The sequence below is a fragment of the Tildeniella sp. genome (genome assembly GCF_059505325.1).
Genome location: NZ_JCACKI010000073.1, coordinates 191441 through 209345 on the forward strand (window position 1 = coordinate 191441; position 17905 = coordinate 209345).

Here is a 17905-nt window from a genome sequence, read left to right on the forward strand (position 1 = left end):
CGCCATGTTGCAAACTCCAACGAAACGTAAAGACAAGTTAAGGCGAAATCATTTTTGCTCGATCTTTGAATGCCTCTCTAGGTAGATGTTTCACCCTTTCTTCGGGTTTTATGGTTTGCACTTTCCTCCTTATTCTGAGAATTGCACAAATTTTGCACAACTAGGTTGCTTTAATCGAATTGTTCAAAAGCAGATGAACCTTCGGCTCGCCAAGCCACGGGTTTAGGGGTCTCAGGTTTATCAAAAAGCGTTTAATTGCTTCAGATGGTAAACGTTGGGAATCTAGTTGCTAAAGATATTTATTGAATTGATTGGGCTGTGTTGGACGTTGCTCTGAGCTAGTGGTTTTAGGATTCGCTCTTGTAATCTCTTTGCCAAATGAAGTTTAGCCCACAGGGTTAAACTTCATCGTCAATCTTCACGGCTTCATATCAAAGCAAACAGGCTTTGAACACTTTATTTCGTCCTCTATCAGGAGATACTTGGAATGCTAGACGCTTTTACTAAAGTGGTTTCCCAGGCAGACACTCGCGGCGATTACGTCAGTGATTCTCAGATTGACGCATTGAAAGCAATGGTGTCGGATGGTACCAAGCGCATGGATGCGGTCAACCGGATTACCAGCAACTCGTCCACGATCGTTGCTAACGCAGCTCGCGCTCTGTTTGCAGAACAACCCCAGTTGATCGCACCCGGTGGCAATGCTTACACCAACCGTCGTATGGCTGCTTGCCTGCGCGACATGGAAATCATTCTTCGCTATGTGACCTACGCTGCCTTTGTTGGCGATGCCAGTGTGTTGGACGATCGCTGCTTGAACGGCTTGCGGGAAACCTACTTGGCTCTAGGTGTGCCAGGTGGTTCCGTTGCAGCTGGTGTCAACAAAATGAAGGAAGCGGCATTGGCGATCGCTAACGATCCTAATGGTGTCACTCGTGGCGACTGTAGCTCCTTGATGTCTGAGCTGAGCAGCTACTTCGATCGGGCAGCAGCAGCCGTAGGCTAACGTTAGTTTCACGCTGACTTCTAGCAGAAGTCTACTTCCACCAGCAACGATTATTTATTCTTTTGCACACCTACAAGGACGATTGATCATGAAAACTCCTTTAACGGAAGCGGTCGCTACAGCAGATTCTCAAGGACGCTTTCTCAGTTCCACCGAAATTCAAGTTGCGTTTGGTCGCTTTCGCCAAGCTGCTGCAAGTCTTGATGCTGCAAAAGGGCTAAGCTCTAAAGCGCAAAGCTTAGCAGATGGTGCTGCTAATGCGGTTTATCAGAAGTTTCCCTACACCACTCAAATGCAGGGAAACAACTATGCTTCGACCCCTGGTGGGAAAGCAAAGTGCGTGCGCGACATCGGTTACTACCTCCGCATGGTCACCTACTGCTTGATTGCAGGCAGCACAGGTCCAATGGATGACTACTTGATCGGTGGTCTGGCTGAAATCAACCGCACGTTTGATTTGTCTCCTAGCTGGTATGTGGAAGCCCTCAAGCACATCAAAGCCAATCATGGTTTGAGCGGTGACCCTGCTGTGGAAGCCAATTCCTATATTGACTACGCCATTAACGCCCTGAGCTAAGAGTCTCTTCTGCCCAGAACGGCAGTCTGCTGCGGGTGCTTCACAGCATGAGCAGTATCTGTAGTTCTGGGCATGTTTTTCATCAAAATCCTATTAATACGAAGGACTTCGGACATGACAAGTTCTATAGCTGCCAGACAATTAGGCTTTGAGCCATTTGGAGTCACGTCTCCGGTAGAATTGCGAACAAATTGGTCGGAAGGGGATGTGCAGGCGGTGATTGCCACGTCTTACCGACAAGTGTTTGGTAACGATTATCTAATGCAGTCTGAGCGATTGACCAGTGCTGAGTCACTGTTACGCCGGGGTGATATTACAGTGCGAGAATTTATTCGGGCACTGGCGCAGTCAGAACTCTATCGGAAAAAGTTTTTCTACTCTACACCTCAGGTGCGCTTTATTGAATTGAACTACAAGCATCTGCTGGGACGTGCACCGTATGATGAGTCGGAGATTACCGAACACGTTAATCTCTACGTTGAGAAAGGGTATGAAGCAGAAATCAACTCTTACCTGGACTCAGTGGAGTATCAAGAGAATTTTGGTGATTCGATCGTGCCGTTCTATCGAGGTTTTGAGACACAGCGCCAACAGAAAACCGTGGGCTTCACCCGCATGTTTCAGCTGTATCAAGGGTATGCCAACAGCGATCGTGCTCAAGGTAAAAACAAATCAGCTTGGCTGACTCAGGATTTAGCTCATAATACCGCTACTCCAGTGCGGACACCTCACTTTGGGCAAGGTCTATCGGGTACAACAGGCGGCGATCGGGGGCAGCTTTATCGAGTGCGCGTCACCCAGGCAGCCAGCAGTCGGACGACCCAGGTGCGTCGCAGCGTCGGGGAATATTTGGTGAGCTACGACCAACTCTCACCCACTCTTCAGCGCCTCAATCAGCGGGGAAGCCGAGTGGTCAGCATCTCCCCTGCGTGATCTATAGTTACAGTCACATGGGTTAGGACAGGGTGCAGGGGTGAAACCCCACCCCTTGCTGGGGGCTTCGCCCCCACAGCCCCTTTAATCCCAATGTCCTAACTTTTATGGCGACAGCTATAACTCATCGTTCAACCATCAATTCTTATCAGGAGACTCCTCTGTGGCGATTACAACGGCAGCTTCACGACTGGGAACGAGTGCATATAGCGAAGCACAACCGCTTGAACTGCGCTCTAATTGGACACCCGAAGAGGGCAAAATTGTCATTCGGGCAATTTACCGCCAGGTCTTGGGGAACGATTATTTGATGGCATCAGAACGGCAGATCGGTTTGGAATCGCTGCTGAACAATGGGCAAATTACAGTGCGCGAGTTTGTCCGTGCCCTTGCAAAATCGGAGCTGTACAAAACCAAGTTCCTTTACCCACATTTTCAAACCAGGGTGATTGAATTGAACTTCAAGCATTTGTTGGGACGTGCGCCCTACGATGAGTCTGAAGTTGTTGAGCATCTGGATCGCTATCAAAACGAGGGCTTTGAGGCAGATATTGATTCTTACATCGATTCTGTTGAATATGATGCTAGCTTTGGCGATTCGATCGTGCCGTACTACCGTGGTTTTGCAACGCAAACGGGGCAGAAGACGGCTGGATTTCCTCGGATGTTTCAACTCTATCGAGGATATGCTAACAGCGATAGTGCCCAAATTGCTGGGACTACCTCGCGCTTGGCGGGTGAGCTAGGTAAAAATAGCGTCTCCGCAGTCGTTGGACCATCCGGGGTAAATGAAGGCTGGGCATATCGACCCTCCAAGCAAGGAACAACACCCAGTAAGGTCTTTGGTCGCTCCTCGATTGATTCATCTGATCGGCTGTATCGTATTGAAGTCTCTGGTGTCAGCCTGCCTCGCTACCCACGAGTCCGTCGCAGCAACCAGGAGTTCATCGTCCCGTATGAGCAGCTATCCAGCACGCTTCAGCAAATCAACAAAATGGGTGGCAAAGTAGCAAGTATCAATATTGCGCAGTAGCTCTCAACTCAACGCTCCAGCTAACCGAGCGATCGCGGCAATCCTATAGCCTGATTAACTAGGACAAGGTTCTGCGATCGCTCAACCCTAACCTGTAAACCTCTTTAGGCGATAACACAGTCATGTTGGGACAAACATCACTAACTAGAGCCTCTAGCTCTGCATCTGATAACCGCGTCTTTATCTACGAAGTCGAAGGCTTGCGCCAGAATGAACAAACGGATAAAAACCGCTACCCGTTGCGCGATAGCAGTAATGTCTTGGTTCAAGTACCATACAGCCGCATGAATGAAGAAATGCGCCGCATTACGCGGTTAGGCGGCAAAATTGTGAGCATTTCTCCTCTTACTGAACAGCCAGAGCCTAGTTCAAAGGGCAGCGGAAAGGGCTAAACCAGTCAGGCTTTTGCAACGGTTTGACCGCTCAAACGTGGCTCGGTTCTGAATGAAATCCAATCAACATTCATCAATCGTTTGAATCAACAAGGGGCTAAAGCCCCTTGTTTTGTTTTTAAGCATTTGTTTTTGAGCATTAGTCTGAAGCGATGGACCTCAAGGACTATAGCCATAGTCAGATGGGTTGGGACAGCGGTATCTGGTGGAGTACTGGTTTAAAGCGGTTGGCTAGGCATACCAGTTTCTTGAGCAATTGCCACTGCCATTGCCTGATAGGAGCGCGGATCGCCTTCGGACAACACTAACCGTTCTTGCCCCTTCCGCTTGTATAAACTCTCTAAAATCATGTGCCAATCGACTGCTGACAGCGGTGATGCTTGAGGCTCAAGCGGTTGTCGTTGCAGGGGAGTGCTTGCCTGAATCTGCTGTTGTGCCATTAAAACGCGGGCGCGGACTGCCCAACTCTGGTCATCGATCGCCATCTGCTCAAATTGAGCCTGAATTTGCGATCGCCACTCCGGGTAGGTTACAGTCAGTGCGCCAGCCAGCGCTTGCAAGCCAACCACGGCGGCATAGCGCACGACCCACTCTTCATCTTGCTGCGCGACGAATAGAAGCGCCTCCAATGCTTCTGCTTGAGCCATCTCCAGCAGGTCAGCCGGAAACCACTGCCACTTCATCGCACCCAAACCACGAGCAGCAGCACGACGGACACTAGGAGAAAAGTCGGCGGTTGCACCTCCCAAAAGTGTTACCAAACCTCTAGGGTCGCCAATCCCAGCTAAGGCACGAATGGTCCACGATCGAGCGGTGTAGTTGTGCTGATCCAATTGCTCAAGCAAAGCAGGTACAGAAGCTTGCCCGATCGTCACGAGACCGTCCACGGCTGCCACGGCGGCACCAGGATTGTTATAGCTCAAAGCCGCTATTAGTGTAGGCACAGAGGCTTGCAGACCGGCTGCTGCCAAATTTTGTACCGCCTTTGTCAATAAACTGGCAGAGTCTGCCTCTTCGACAGCGCGGATGAGAGTAGAAAGGTCAGCCATAGACTGAAGGTAAAAGGAAAGGGAATCGATCGCCTGAGAAGCGCTTCAGCGTCCTTACATTCTCACCCGACACGTTGCCTCACTTCTTACTATGAGGCGCTTGCGATAAAAAACTTAATACTTACTACAGAGGTAGCAGGTTCGGGCTGAAGCTGTCGTGGCTAAAGCAGCGCATCCATTAGCGTCATCACCATGACGGCTCCGTCCGATAGGGCGGGTAAGGGAGTCTGCTGCAATTGGTTCTCTAGCAAACCGTTGAGAGCAATGAGCTTGAGGCTATTTTCTGCCAGTGCCTGAGCGATCGGCTCTGCCGCAGGCAAATAGCCGATCGCTCCTAAATCTGCTAAAACCGTCCGACGCAGTTGCAAATCGCGGTTACCAAGTGCACTCACAAGCCGATCAGCATAGCCGCTGGCAGCTTTTGGCTCTGAGGTAAGCTGGTACATTGCCCGTGCTGCTGCATACTGAATCCGAGGAACGGGGTGCTCTAGAAATGGCGTAACGCAGGCGATTGCCTCGGTTGCACCCAACGTTCCTAGCGCTTCTAGGATGGCATCAAAAGGCTGAGCCAATTGAGGCGGCTCTGGCGCTGGAAGGGTACCAGGAACGCGATCGTTCAGCAAGTCGATCAGGTCTGGGAAACAGGACGGATCGCCTAACAGTTCCAGCGCCTGAGCAGCAGCTTCCCTCACATAAAAATCAGAGCATGTCAATGCCCGCAGTAAGGAGGGCACAACCCGTCGATCGCCAAGTTTTCCCAACGCCCGTGCTGCATTGCGTCGCAAGGGGTAACCACCGACTTCGGTGCGATCGTCCTCATCATCCAGGGCGAGCATCAGCACATCGATCGCCTGCGGCTTGTCTACCCGAAAGCGACCCAGCCACCAAGCAGCATACATCCGCAGCCCCAGATCTTCACATTGGAGATTAGCGATCGCCTGCTCAACTGTTAACGATTCACCGTTCTGGCTCTCTGCTTCATCACTCATAGCGCATTAGAAAGGTGTGAATTAAAAAGGCAATCTCAAGGGGTTGTAGAGAAGAATTGTGATCTCAAAATTTTATTTAAAACAATGCCCGGAGAGATCAACAAGACCCAACCTCAGTTGGATATCGCTTATCCCTCCGGGCAAAAGCACATCAATTAGCTCAGAGCATTGATGGCGTAGTCGAGGTAAGAATTAGCTTCCACAGCAGGGTCGCCGCTCAAACCATGATTCGCTTTAATGTGCTTGAGTGCCTCAATGTACCAGCTAGGAGACAACTCAAAGGTACGGTTGATCTCAGCGATACCGCCAATCAGGTAATCATCCATCGGACCTGTACCACCCACGACGAGGCAGTAGGTGACCATACGGAGGTAGTAGCCGATGTCACGCACGCACTTGTCTTTACCAACCTGACTGGAAGCGTAGCTAGGACCTTCCATGCTGGTGGTGTAAGGAAACTTTTGGTACACGGCGTTAGCAGCACCAGAAGCGAGACTGGACGCTTTTGAGTTCAATGCTTTAGCTGCTTCCAAACCTGCTTTCGCCTGGAGGAAACGACCAAACGCAACTTGAATTTCGGTGGAGCTAAGGAAGCGTCCTTGAGAATCAGCAGCAGCAACTGCTTCGGTTAGAGGGGTCTTCATGAGGTCAGATTGTCTCCAAAGTAATCTTGTTTTGCAAACTAGCTGGTGACGAGTGGCTGAGTCACCGAAAGGTGATTGAGTAGGTGAGCGATCGCTTAACCAACAGCCGCAGCAGCTTTGTCAAAATAGCTACCCACTTCACTCATCAGGCTTGCACAATCGCCTTTGGTAACACCGTTGGGGTCGCCCGCAATAGCGAGTGCAGCATCCTTCATTTTCTGCACACCAGCGGCAACAGAAGAACCGGGGGTACCCAAAGCCAGGTAGGTTTCTCTCAAACCATTGAGGCAGCGATCGTCAAGAATGCTTGCATCACCGGCATAGATTGCATAGGTGACATAGCGCAGAATAATTTCCATGTCACGCAAACAAGCAGCCATGCGGCGGCTGGTGTAAGCATTGCCACCAGGTGCGATCAGCTGGGGTTGTTCTGCAAACAGAGCGCGAGCTGCGTTAGCAACGATCGTGGATGAGTTGCTGGTGATCCGGTTCACAACATCTGTACGCTTGTTGCCATCTGCAACCATAGCGCTCAGGGCATCCAATTGAGAATCACTAAGATACTCACCCCGTGCGTCAGCTTGGGAGACTACTTTTGCAAATGCGTCCAACATAAACTTCAAGCTCCTAGTGTGTCTAATTTAAGTATGGCTTCGATCACAACCGCAGTGGGGTGAACTAGGCAATCAACCTGACTGCACAGCTTGAGACAGGCAAAAACAGGTGATGAGTCAAAGACCGATAGAGCGCTTCCCAACCTGAAAGAGTGAAGAAACTCAGGAAAGTTTACATTTCCTCATAATCGGAGCGTTTAACTCATCTAAATGATTGCTCAATCCGCATCCACATGTGTTGACAAGTTTTCCAACTTCTTTGTTTATACTATGTCGTTGAATCGTTATTTGTTACAAATTATGACAGCTTATTTTGCGCTGGAAGTCGCCGCCATCGGTTTCCTTGGTTAGAAACTGGCACTAGCACATTGCAACGTCAAGCTCGAAAGAACCGATTTCAATCGGTGAGTTGAAGGGCTTGACCAACCCCAAAGTAGACTGATTAGCAAGCAAAACCTGAGCCAAAAAGGTAACGATTTGTAACAAACCTGAGCCTTCTGCTCTGGAGTGTCCAACGGTCAAGCAAATTGATTGACTAATGCGTGTTCTAAATACTGAAGGAATCGCTTCGATCGATCGCCAACAGGCAGTGGCACACAGACAAGGTTGCTACAACTTTGACCTGAGCAACGTGCCCTTGCCTAAGATTTGGTTGCGATCCAATCCTTTTTTAGCAGCGCTAGAAACGTGGCAATGCCTTTAGAAAACCCTTCAGGCTCAGGCAAGACGTACTCTGGAAACTCCTCATAGGGTCGCCACGGCTCCGAATCGTTGTGCCGTAAATATAAGACTCGGTCATCCCCTTCTAGCTTCCAGAGCATTTGACCACCAGTTGGTATGTCAGCCATCAGGTTCTCCTCATCGTGTAACCGAAGCGATTGTGTGACAAATTTTGTTATGTAAAGAGATTGAGCAACCGTCTACTCTACTCAGTTATGCAAACCTGTAGCCCTTAAAGCGGCGTTAAATCAAACCCACAGCGTGTAACGGTCCCTGCCCCAGCCATAGTTCTAGCAGTAATGCCAGCAACCCCAGCATGGCAAGTCGTCCATTCCACACTTCAGCGGAAGGAGTCAAACCCCAGTCCCAGGGGCTTGGGGGATACTGCTTGAGGTTCGGCTGTGGGCGGATCGTTTCAGAGAAGGCGATCGGGCGATCGCGCAATGCCTGTATAACCAAATCTGCCAGCGCTTTGATAAAGGTCGGATCGGTATCGGGGGCAGGCACCCGCGCAAAAAATTCAATGCCAGCGTTCTCAGCCACTTCCCGGTATTCCATATCGATCTCTTCTAGAGTTTCAATATGGTCTGAAACGAAACTAATTGGCACAACCACCAGTTCTTTAACCCCCTCGTGGGCAAGGGCTGCGATCGCCTCGTCGGTATAAGGTCTCAACCATTCCACTGGACCGACACGGCTTTGATATGCCAGCGTAAAGGGATTGGGACGATTCATCTGGCGCATGATCAAGGCAACCGATGCCTCAATCTCTTGTTGGTAAGGGTCGCCCGCCTCTTCTATATAGCTGACGGGTACACCATGGGCGCTAAAGAACACGTGAGCTTGGCTGGGATGGGGCACTCGATCGAGGGTTTGTTCGACCAGATTAGCCATTGCCTGCAAGTAACCAGGATGGCTGTACCAGGAAGGCACGACTGTATACTTAATTTTTTGTAACTCTGGATCAGCAGCCCACATTCGCTCAAGTAACCTGAAGCTGGAACCACTGGTGCTAATCGAAAACTGTGGGTACAGCGGCAAAATGACTAACTCTTCAATGTTGTCTTGCTTAATCTGGGCGATTGCTTCTTCCGTAAAGGGATGCCAATAGCGCATCCCAATATATACATTGACCGCCTGCCCCTCTTGCTGCAACTGCACACGTAACGCCTGTGCCTGTGCCTCGGTGATACGGCGCAACGGAGAACCCCCGCCAATTTTCTGGTAATTTTCCTGAGATTTCTTTGCACGGAGGCTGGAAATCAACCAGGCTAAAGGTGCTTGTAATAAAGGTGACGGTAGCCGGATGATTTCTGGATCAGCAAATAAGTTATACAAAAAGGGACGGACATCATCTAATTTGTCTGGTCCTCCCAGGTTTAGCAACAAAACCCCGACTCGCCTCATGTTAATGATCCATCCCTCTTTGGGTTCAGGTGTGTCCTTGAGTTTAACCTATACGGTTTCTAACAAGACAGCCGCGTGTGGATGCGGACAATTCACGTCTGGGCTTGCACCTGAATGGACACTACCCATGACGACGCTTAAGAACGAGAATGAAGCAACATCGAAAATCTACCGCAGAGGCGCAAGGAGCGCAGACGGTTGTCTCTAAGTCTCTACGGTTAAAGTAAGCGTTGACCTTGATAAGAAAGCTGCGATCGATCGCTGAAGGAGAATGCATTATGCGTCTAGGCAAAGTCGTCAAATCTAATTCGCACTGCGATTACATTGTGGAACTCGACGATGAGCGCAGTCGTATCAATTCACCCAAGCCAGATGATTATGGGTTTGGCTGCTTTGTGCGGTTAGATGGGGGCGATCGCCATTGGGCAGTCGGGCTTGTTTACAATACCCAGTTGTTCAATCCCATGTTTCTCAATATGGGTCCTCGCCTATCGAGTGAACCCGATCCGGTCTTTGCGCCTGACCTCATCAGTGAAACCCGCACGCTTCTGTGGACGGTTTTAATCGGCACTCTAGAAGCGCAAGACGATCTAGCCTACGGTGTACATGGCATTCCTCGCGTGGTTGTCCCAATCAATACGCCTGTTGAGACCATGACGCAGGAGGAGATTCATCGCTTTCATCGCAACCAAAATGGACAGCCGCAGTTTTGCTACTATAGCCATCTGTTACGCTGTGGCGGCACGTTTGCGGCTCAACTCACGCAGCAAGTTTTGACCGAACTGAGCGATAGCCGCCTGTTTGAGGGAGACGAGCAACGAGCGTTGAATATTCTTTGTAAAGAGTTATCCTGGAAAGAGACCATGAGTGCGATGCGCTAAAGAGAAGGCAATGGGGGTTAGACACCTCTTGCTCTAATGCCCACAAGCTGTAGACTACTGACTACGGTTAGAAGCGCTAACCGTGCCTTGTTCTGTCCATAAAAAATTCTCAACAAAAAACCGACAGCGCTCGAAAGAGACCGTCGGTCAGTCGTGTGTTCCCTGTTGATGACTCGGCTAAAGTTGAGTCCCCTAAAGTATGTTGCTTCAGCCTTTTGGCAGATGCGATCTAGATCAGCGTTTGATGTGATCTTTATCACATAGCGTTTCGGTCAATAAAAAACCGACAGCGCTCGAAAGAGACCGTCGGTCAGTCGTGTGTTCCCTGTTGATGACTCGGCTAAAGTTGAGTCCCCTAAAGTATGTTGCTTCAGCCTTTTGGCAGATGCGATCAAGATCATCCCTGTTGGTGATCTTAGTCACATGGTGCGACTCAGTAACCTGTATAGCAGCACCCATTTTAGCGCTAAAACGGGTGCTTTGGCTGGCGACCAAGTGGTTGATCAGGGGTTTGACTGGCATCAGCAACCCGATTGAGACAGCATGGCTGCAAACCACTGTTCGAGCCGATCGCCCATCGCGGCTAAAGAATAATCTGCTTCTGCCTGTTGTCGGCAGGTATGACGATCGATTTCGCCTAAATGAGCGATCGCCTCTACCAGTTCAGCAATATTGTCTGGTTCTACGAGCCAACCTGTCTTGCCATGCTGCACAATTTCCGCAGGTCCACCACGCCGATAGGCAATGACGGGTACACCGCAGGCGAGTGCTTCGATCGCCACGTTTCCAAACGCTTCAACCCAACGTGGGGTCATGATCAGAGCCTGACAATTGCCCAATGCCGTCTGGAGTTGAGCCGTTGGCAGAAACCCTTCATAGGTCATCGGTGCCGTAGGGTAACGCTGCTGAATCTGCTGCCAGTAGGACGGATCCTGCATAATGCCCCAAATTTTGAGCGGTAGTTGAGTCGCTTGAGCAGCAGCAACGGCATCCTCTAACCCTTTTTCGGGCGCAAGACGACCCACCCAAGCAAGACTACGCTCTGGTCGCGCGCAAAATTCATAAAGCGACAAATCAAACCCGTTGCCCAGTACGCGGCATTGTGCGCCAAAGGTGAAGGTGTCTGCTTGTGCTCGGCTGTGGACTCCAATGCTCTCTGGAAACTGCGCGATCGTCTGCCCAATCACCTTATCCATCGCGTCCGTCAGCGAACCCATACTGACTAAGTGAGCGATCGGGCGATCGAAAAAGGGCGTTAGGTAAAACGGTAGCCAATCATACGCAAAGTTCACGAGCACATCATACTGATCCTGCACTTGACGGGCATACGTCCACATGTTGGCTAAGAGAGCGTCGGCAGGCATGGCGATCGGTGCATCCCGTCCGGCACTCTGTGCAGTCGTTTGCAAGGCTCCCTCAATTTCTACCAGAGGGGCAGCGGCGTATACCGAGCCAAGCGGCGCAACGATTTTGACTGTATGTTGCCGCAGGCTCAACGTCCTGGCAATGTTGTGCAACGTCAGTTCAACCCCACCGCCCAAACCCGAACCCAGCGCTCCCACAGAGGTCGATAGCAAGAGTAGCCGTAAGGGTCGCACCGTCGCGCTCATTCTGGTTCCGCTGGCATCGTTACTGTTGCCAATTCTCCCAAGGGGAGGGTTTCTGTTTCAGACAACGCAGCCACATCCATTGAAGCGGTAGAAACGCGGCTGAATCTGGCTGACAGACGATCGCGCTGATTAATAAAGTAAATGCTGACCAATGTGAGACTGACCCCAAACCATTGCAACGGACTCAGCAGTTCGGACAAGAACAGGTTGCCAAATAAGAGCGCAAAAATGGGTGTGAGGAAGGTCAATGAACTGAGGCTTGTCAGGCTACCACTGGACGCAAAGTAGAAGAACAGCCCATAGGCGATCGCGCTACCAAACACAGTTGCATAACCCATTGCCAACCAACTTGACCAATCCAAATACGTCCACTGATCAGCTTCAAACCCTGACGATAGGGCGAAGAGGGGGAGTCCACCCAAAATCATGTGCCAACCTGTAGCGGTGATGGGATCGGCGTGACGACTGACATAGCGCATCAGCACCGTGCCGACCGCCATCGATAAAGCTGCTAACAGCATCAGCCACTGTCCGTTTTGAAACAGATCATGCATGAGATTGGCTCCAAGCTGTAGACCGTTGGGCAGCGATCGCTGTTGCCAAACGCCCATAAGCCAATCCTCCGGCAAGCCCAGCAGACTGATGCCAATGACCCCGAGCAGCAACCCCAGCCATCCCCACAGCCCGATGCGCTCACCAAATAGCCACAATGCCAGCAACGCGACTGCTAGCGGCTGCGAGTCAATCATTACCGATCCCAAGCCAGCGCCTGTTCTCGCCAATCCTTCCGCCAAAAAGCCCTGAAACAGTGCGCCATCCACAATGGCAAACAGCAGAATCCACAACCATGCTGTCCAGCCCTTAGGCTGTGGTCTGCCCATCAACATGCCAGCACCCAACACCAGTACCCCGGCAGGTACGAGCCGCACACCTGCCATGAAGAGTGGCGTTGTGTTGGGGATAACACCTTTCATGGCGACCATAGCAGTGCCCCAAAAGAAAAACGGCGCAATGAGCAGCAGTGGAGCAGCCATGCCACCGGGGAAGAGACCTTGTGGTGCTGGAGTAAGCTTTGAATTCATGAGACAGGCGTGGCTTTGCAGGCAACGAATGAACGCGTAGTTGACTCAATCAACCTTTGCTATTGTAGCCAATCTTGTACTTATGTTAAGTAACTTAGAGAACGATCGCTGTAAATTCACTGGTATTTTACTTGGTCAGTTGCGATCGTGGCTGTTTTGAACACTGAGCTTGAGGCTGTTTGATGGCTGCAAGTCAACCCCTAACATCAATCGGCGTTGCGTTAGTTGATCGCTTGACCTTCAGTTCAATCGTGAGGTAATGAGGCACACTGGAGTCTGAGCACATTGGAAACAACCCGGCAGGAATTGCTTGAGGCAGTTTTGTCGTCTGCTCATAAGGACGATCGCGCCTTTTCCTCTGGTTGCTCTGTTCATTAACGTTGACCCATCGTCTCCTGACTCACTATGATTTGGCCCTTTAAGCCTCGGTTTCAGAAACAAATTGCGCGAATTGAAATCAATGGCGCGATCGCAGGTGCAACGCGTAAACGTGTCCTGGAAGCACTCAAAACGGTTGAAGAACGTCGCTTTCCAGCCTTGTTATTGCGGATTGACAGCCCCGGCGGTACGGTGGGCGATTCGCAGGAAATTTACGAAGCCTTGAAGCGCTTGCAGCGTAAGACCAAAATTGTGGCAAGTTTTGGCAATATCTCAGCGTCTGGCGGAGTTTACATCGGTATGGGTGCCGAGCATATTGTGGCGAATCCTGGCACAATTACAGGCAGCATTGGGGTGATTTTGCGGGGAAATAATCTAGAGCGACTGCTGGACAAAGTGGGGGTTTCGTTCAAAGTGGTGAAGTCGGGTCCTTATAAGGATATTCTGGCGTTCGATCGCGAAATCACCGAACCCGAAAAAACCATCCTGCAAGAGCTGATTGATGTGAGCTATCAGCAGTTTGTGCAAACGATCGCCGACGGGCGCAAGCTAGCGGTTGAAACCGTGCGAAGCTTCGCCGATGGACGCGTGTTTACAGGGCAGCAAGCGTTGGCGTTGGGTTTGGTTGATCGCCTGGGTACCGAAGAAGACGCACGCTGTTGGGCAGCAGAGTTAGCAGGGCTAGACCCCGAAAAAACCCGTTGCTTCACGCTAGAAGAACGCAAGCCCTTGCTCAATCGGCTTTTTTCAAGAGAGTCGAGCGAGTTGGGACAACTTGCGACGTTGCCGGGGTTGACAACGGGCATTGAGTGGTTAGAGTTTGAATTAGCGACGAACGGATTACCGCTCTGGCTCTATCGCCCTTAAAAGCACTTCACCTGAAACGCAAAGTCTTGGTAAGGAAACTCACATGCTAGCTGCCATGCTGAGTATTTGCAGCCATGATTAAGATCAGCCATGATTGAGACTGACGTTTCCTAACAGCCAGGGGAGCGCAGCGATGTTCTGGATACCATTGAAAGGCGCGGAGGATTGAGCGTGGGTTGGAAAGTGCGAGCAGTGCGTGGGGCAACAACAGTCTCAGACAATTCCATTGAGGCGATTCGAGAAGCAGTGCATGAACTGCTAGACGAACTGGAAGCCTACAACCAATTAGATCCGAACGAAATTGTCAGCGCTACGTTTTCTGCCACGCGCGATTTGGATGCGACCTTCCCAGCATCGATCGCCCGTGAACGTCCGCATTGGTCAAATGTGCCGCTGCTAGACGTACAACAGATGCACGTCGAAGGAAGCCTGGAGCGCTGCATCCGCTTTCTCATTCATTTCAACACGCCTAATCCAGACCTTGAGATTTACCATCCCTATCTACGTCACGCGAAGAGCTTGCGACCCGATTGGACGATCGCGCAAGCTGCTTTCATATCAAAATCGACGTTGTAGAGTTTGGTGTCCCTCGATCGATCGCAACGCCGCAAACGTGTCCGTTGACACCCTCGCGGCGTTACTTCAAAATCCATACTCGTTATTTAGATGTTTGACAGCACCCCACGTTCAACGTGCTGCCCAGCGATCAACACCTGTCTGGATGGGTATTCACCGCATCGTCTGGAGACATGTCACATCGAATGTTCCTCCAGACGAAGACTCCTAAACCTCAGGCTTAGCTTCAGTAATCACGTCTGCATTGCGCTCTGCAAAGTACTTGTTCAAAAACGTGCTTGCCAGGGACAGAACTACAGGACCAAGAATGAAGGCTAACAAACCATCGACTCTGAAGCCGGGTACCAGCACAGATGCCAGCCAGAAGCACAAGCCATTTACCACCAGAGAAAAGAGACCCAGGGTGAGGAAGTTAAGCGGTAAAGACAAAATAGACAGGATGGGCTTGACGAATGCGTTAACTAGCCCGATCGACACCGCTGCAATTAGAGCTGCAGGGAAGGTAGCAATATCGACTCCAGGAACGGCGAGATCGACAACAAGCAGGCTAAGGGCTGTAGCCAACAGGGTTAAAAGATTTCCGACCATAGTTTTTCCCTCAAATTTACTAAGAGTTACGGCTCTTGCTATGGATACATTATTGAAGGAATGACTGAGGGGAGTATCTCTACCCGGATAGATTTTGAGCGCCCGATCGCAATCACTCGCAAATCCAAACGGTTGCAGTGGCGATCGGACATTTCACGTTGAGGACGGCGTAGACTGCCCTGCAAGCAACGGTTTAACCGCTTCAACTTCGGCTATCTCGTCGGAGCAAACGGGTTGTACAACCAATGTCTCTTTACAAAACTTTGGGACTATTGGCTGCCGTTTATGGAAGCGAATGCCCAGCACCACATCGTAAAGGAAGCCAAAAAAGTCTTTTGGCGTTTGGAGTATACCCAATGATTGGTGAGACCCTTTAGCGTCCAACAACGGCTTGGTAGCGAAGTAAGCAGGTTGATAGTTATACCAGGGAACAGAGGGCCAAAGGTGATGCACCAGATGGTAGTTCTGCCCCATGATGAGCCAATTCAAAACCGTGTTGGGATACACTCTTGCATTCTTCCAGCGATCGCGTTCATCAAACGGGCGATGCGGTAAATAATCAAAAAACAACCCTAGCGCCAAACCGACAAGCGCAAGTGGAACAAACCAGTAATTGAAGACGTAATCGGTAAAACTGAACCGGAATGACGCGTACACGATCGCACCAAGGATCACACGGGCAACACCCCACTCCCACAGTTCATACTTTCGCCATAGCTTGCGTTGGAAAAAGTAGAACTCGTGATACAGAAACCGAGCATTGATAATCCACAACGGACCAGCCGTAGAAACGACATGGTCGGGATCATTGTGGGGATCATTCACATGGGCATGATGCTGCATGTGAACGCGCGTAAAGACCGGAAACGAAAAACAGAGCATCAACGCACTGGCATGACCCAGAACAGCGTTGAGAGATCGATTGCGATGTGCCACGTTATGACAGGCATCGTGAATCACAGTACCAACCATGTGCAGCGCTACAAAATTGAGTAGAAAGCTGCACCAGTGATACCAATGCCAACAAAAGTAACCCAGAGTAGAGACCAACGCCAGCACCACTGAGCTAAGGAACATCAGCAGCGTTGGATTGAAATCGCCGGGAGGACCTAGCAATTCCTTGGGCACCGTCAGGGGCTTCATTGCCTCCGACATTTACGGTTCTGCTCCTGCTAATCACCAACGCGTAGTATACGATACCTACTGTTTGAAAATAAAGTTTTGTGAAATTAGCTCCACTAATTTAAACTTGGCTACATCTGTGCATGTAGTTATAAAGCAAACGATAGAATGATGCTGTGAGCTTGGTATCAGACGTTTCAGCCCGGTGTGCTAAAGGTGAAAGCGCTGGCTTTATCCGTTGGATCGGTTCTGTTTTTGGGAACTTTGAGTTAGCTAAAGTGGTCACTACCAGTGAGGAGAGAACTTTTCAGCGGCAACCGTATGAGACCCGATCGTTCACTTCCTTTGCCAAACGTCTCTTTTGCCCCTGAGGTCTTCGGCTGTCACTCGCAAACGTTCGACCAATTTTGTCATCGTCGCTTCAGTCATCGCAGTATTTTTGAGGTTTTTGCTATGTCGTTACCGATAGGAAGAGGTTTGGGTCGTTCTGCGTCGTCTTTTAACGGATTGGGAGTCTCTTTGGGTGTTGCCTTGCTTTTAGGAAGTAGTGGCGCGATCGCCACACCGACCTTCGCTCGCACACTGCCTGCTTTACAGGTTGCCCAAAGTACAGCACCTGATTCTGGTGATGTCATTGTCAACACAGAACCTCAGCGACCCGGTTCGACGACCAGTCCTGGCAGTGGCTCAACGACAACAACGGCTTCTGGTGCCCGTTTCACGTGTGAGATGGCAAGCGGTCAATACACTGTGATGTATCACCCCGAAAGTCAACCCTCACAGTCCTACCCTTGGGCGGTGCCCAGCAATATGGGTGGCGGTTGGGATCCCAATCGTCGCTGCACGGAGATTAGCCGTCGTCTGGAGTCGTATCGACCGGATGGGCTATTGGAAATGAAGACGAGTGTAGAGAACGGCTATAACACTGTTTGTGTAACGACCGAGAAGGTTTCTAGTTGCCGTATTGTGCTGACCGTGCCAAATGGACAAGATCCTGCATCGACGCGCGATCGCGTCTTTCAAAACCTGACCGTTGCCGATAGTGGGCAGCAAACTCAGGGTGTGAATACCTATGTTGGTGGCGGCGGTAATAGCATTGTGGATCAAATCGGACGCGCGATCGGTGGTTTGTCCAACACCAGCCCATCCGCCAGCAGTTCAGACGGCATCAACCTGCGTCCGTTTCTCGATCGCCGGGACGGTGGTACTGGTGAAAAGCTGCAAAGTGGTGCATCCAAGGTACCAAGCCCTCGGCGGCTGAACCCTGGCAACTTCCGTTAAGCTGAACGTCCAATTTTCAAAGACTCTAACGAACGATTAGCCCTGCGTCTTGCGGGGCTTTTTTAGTCTTTGCTGGTTTAGTCAGCGGTTAGCGGTCAGCGGTTAGCGGTCAGCGGTTAGCGGTCAGCGGTCAGCGGTCAGCGGTCAGCGGTCAGC

Annotated in this window: 19 protein-coding genes; 9 read left to right on the forward strand and 10 right to left on the reverse strand. The window is 50.7% G+C overall.

The window, feature by feature from the left end:
* Positions 1 to 487: 487 nt before the first annotated feature.
* The 5 genes from cpcB (AC5JO6_RS26905) to cpcD all read left to right on the forward strand — a co-directional run bounded on the left by cpcB (AC5JO6_RS26905) (position 488) and on the right by cpcD (position 3941).
* Complete coding sequence (cpcB, locus tag AC5JO6_RS26905; protein ID WP_496084113.1) at positions 488 to 1006, forward strand: C-phycocyanin subunit beta; 519 nt, start codon at positions 488 to 490, stop codon at positions 1004 to 1006.
* An 88-nt stretch (positions 1007 to 1094) separates the two neighbouring features.
* The gene (gene cpcA, locus AC5JO6_RS26910; protein WP_496084114.1) at positions 1095 to 1583 is read left to right on the forward strand and encodes a C-phycocyanin subunit alpha; all 489 of its coding nucleotides are present in this window, start codon (positions 1095 to 1097) and stop codon (positions 1581 to 1583) included.
* A 114-nt stretch (positions 1584 to 1697) separates the two neighbouring features.
* Positions 1698 to 2516 carry a phycobilisome rod-core linker polypeptide gene (locus AC5JO6_RS26915; protein WP_496084115.1) on the forward strand — a complete coding sequence of 273 codons (819 nt, stop codon included), beginning with the start codon at positions 1698 to 1700 and terminating at the stop codon, positions 2514 to 2516.
* 163 nt (positions 2517 to 2679) lie between these two features.
* Positions 2680 to 3549 carry a phycobilisome rod-core linker polypeptide gene (locus tag AC5JO6_RS26920; protein WP_496084116.1) on the forward strand — a complete coding sequence of 290 codons (870 nt, stop codon included), beginning with the start codon at positions 2680 to 2682 and terminating at the stop codon, positions 3547 to 3549.
* Between the two features lie 122 nt (positions 3550 to 3671).
* Complete coding sequence (gene cpcD, locus AC5JO6_RS26925) at positions 3672 to 3941, forward strand: rod-capping linker protein CpcD (protein WP_496084117.1); 270 nt, start codon at positions 3672 to 3674, stop codon at positions 3939 to 3941.
* A 218-nt stretch (positions 3942 to 4159) separates the two neighbouring features.
* On the opposite strand, the gene cpcF is transcribed toward cpcD, so the two are convergent.
* The 6 genes from cpcF to hemH form a co-directional block, all read right to left on the reverse strand.
* Positions 4160 to 4990, reverse strand: coding sequence for a C-phycocyanin alpha-cysteine-84 phycocyanobilin lyase subunit CpcF (gene cpcF / locus AC5JO6_RS26930; protein WP_496084118.1), 831 nt, complete (start codon positions 4988 to 4990; stop codon positions 4160 to 4162).
* Between the two features lie 161 nt (positions 4991 to 5151).
* The gene (gene cpcE, locus AC5JO6_RS26935; RefSeq protein WP_496084119.1) at positions 5152 to 5979 is read right to left on the reverse strand and encodes a C-phycocyanin alpha-cysteine-84 phycocyanobilin lyase subunit CpcE; all 828 of its coding nucleotides are present in this window, start codon (positions 5977 to 5979) and stop codon (positions 5152 to 5154) included.
* 155 nt (positions 5980 to 6134) lie between these two features.
* The gene (gene cpcA / locus AC5JO6_RS26940) at positions 6135 to 6623 is read right to left on the reverse strand and encodes a C-phycocyanin subunit alpha (protein ID WP_496084120.1); all 489 of its coding nucleotides are present in this window, start codon (positions 6621 to 6623) and stop codon (positions 6135 to 6137) included.
* A gap of 95 nt (positions 6624 to 6718) precedes the next feature.
* A complete protein-coding gene (cpcB, locus tag AC5JO6_RS26945; RefSeq protein WP_496084121.1) occupies positions 6719 to 7237 on the reverse strand; it encodes a C-phycocyanin subunit beta in 519 nt (172 codons plus the stop codon).
* 641 nt (positions 7238 to 7878) lie between these two features.
* Complete coding sequence (locus AC5JO6_RS26950; protein ID WP_496084122.1) at positions 7879 to 8085, reverse strand: hypothetical protein; 207 nt, start codon at positions 8083 to 8085, stop codon at positions 7879 to 7881.
* 115 nt (positions 8086 to 8200) lie between these two features.
* Positions 8201 to 9364 carry a ferrochelatase gene (hemH, locus tag AC5JO6_RS26955; protein WP_496084123.1) on the reverse strand — a complete coding sequence of 388 codons (1164 nt, stop codon included), beginning with the start codon at positions 9362 to 9364 and terminating at the stop codon, positions 8201 to 8203.
* A gap of 278 nt (positions 9365 to 9642) precedes the next feature.
* Between hemH and AC5JO6_RS26960 the strand changes: the two genes are divergently transcribed.
* Positions 9643 to 10245, forward strand: coding sequence for a DUF8166 family protein (locus AC5JO6_RS26960; protein ID WP_496084141.1), 603 nt, complete (start codon positions 9643 to 9645; stop codon positions 10243 to 10245).
* Between the two features lie 521 nt (positions 10246 to 10766).
* On the opposite strand, the gene AC5JO6_RS26965 is transcribed toward AC5JO6_RS26960, so the two are convergent.
* Both AC5JO6_RS26965 and AC5JO6_RS26970 read right to left on the reverse strand, forming a co-directional pair.
* Complete coding sequence (locus AC5JO6_RS26965) at positions 10767 to 11855, reverse strand: glycosyltransferase family 4 protein (RefSeq protein WP_496084124.1); 1089 nt, start codon at positions 11853 to 11855, stop codon at positions 10767 to 10769.
* The gene (locus AC5JO6_RS26970; RefSeq protein WP_496084125.1) at positions 11852 to 12937 is read right to left on the reverse strand and encodes a DMT family transporter; all 1086 of its coding nucleotides are present in this window, start codon (positions 12935 to 12937) and stop codon (positions 11852 to 11854) included. Before AC5JO6_RS26970 ends, AC5JO6_RS26965 begins: the two co-directional genes overlap by 4 nt.
* A gap of 405 nt (positions 12938 to 13342) precedes the next feature.
* Between AC5JO6_RS26970 and sppA the strand changes: the two genes are divergently transcribed.
* On the forward strand, positions 13343 to 14182 hold the full coding sequence (gene sppA / locus AC5JO6_RS26975; protein ID WP_496084126.1) for a signal peptide peptidase SppA: 840 nt from the start codon (positions 13343 to 13345) through the stop codon (positions 14180 to 14182).
* A 171-nt stretch (positions 14183 to 14353) separates the two neighbouring features.
* On the forward strand, positions 14354 to 14758 hold the full coding sequence (aroH, locus tag AC5JO6_RS26980) for a chorismate mutase (protein ID WP_496084127.1): 405 nt from the start codon (positions 14354 to 14356) through the stop codon (positions 14756 to 14758).
* 207 nt (positions 14759 to 14965) lie between these two features.
* Here aroH and AC5JO6_RS26985 read toward each other — a convergent pair whose 3' ends face one another.
* A complete protein-coding gene (locus tag AC5JO6_RS26985) occupies positions 14966 to 15346 on the reverse strand; it encodes a phage holin family protein (RefSeq protein WP_496084128.1) in 381 nt (126 codons plus the stop codon).
* Between the two features lie 153 nt (positions 15347 to 15499).
* On the reverse strand, positions 15500 to 16501 hold the full coding sequence (crtR, locus tag AC5JO6_RS26990) for a beta-carotene hydroxylase (RefSeq protein WP_496084129.1): 1002 nt from the start codon (positions 16499 to 16501) through the stop codon (positions 15500 to 15502).
* 420 nt (positions 16502 to 16921) lie between these two features.
* On the opposite strand from crtR, the gene AC5JO6_RS26995 reads away from it, so the two are divergent.
* Positions 16922 to 17749, forward strand: a complete 828-nt coding sequence (locus AC5JO6_RS26995; RefSeq protein WP_496084130.1) for a COP23 domain-containing protein — start codon at positions 16922 to 16924, stop codon at positions 17747 to 17749.
* Positions 17750 to 17905 lie beyond the last annotated feature (156 nt).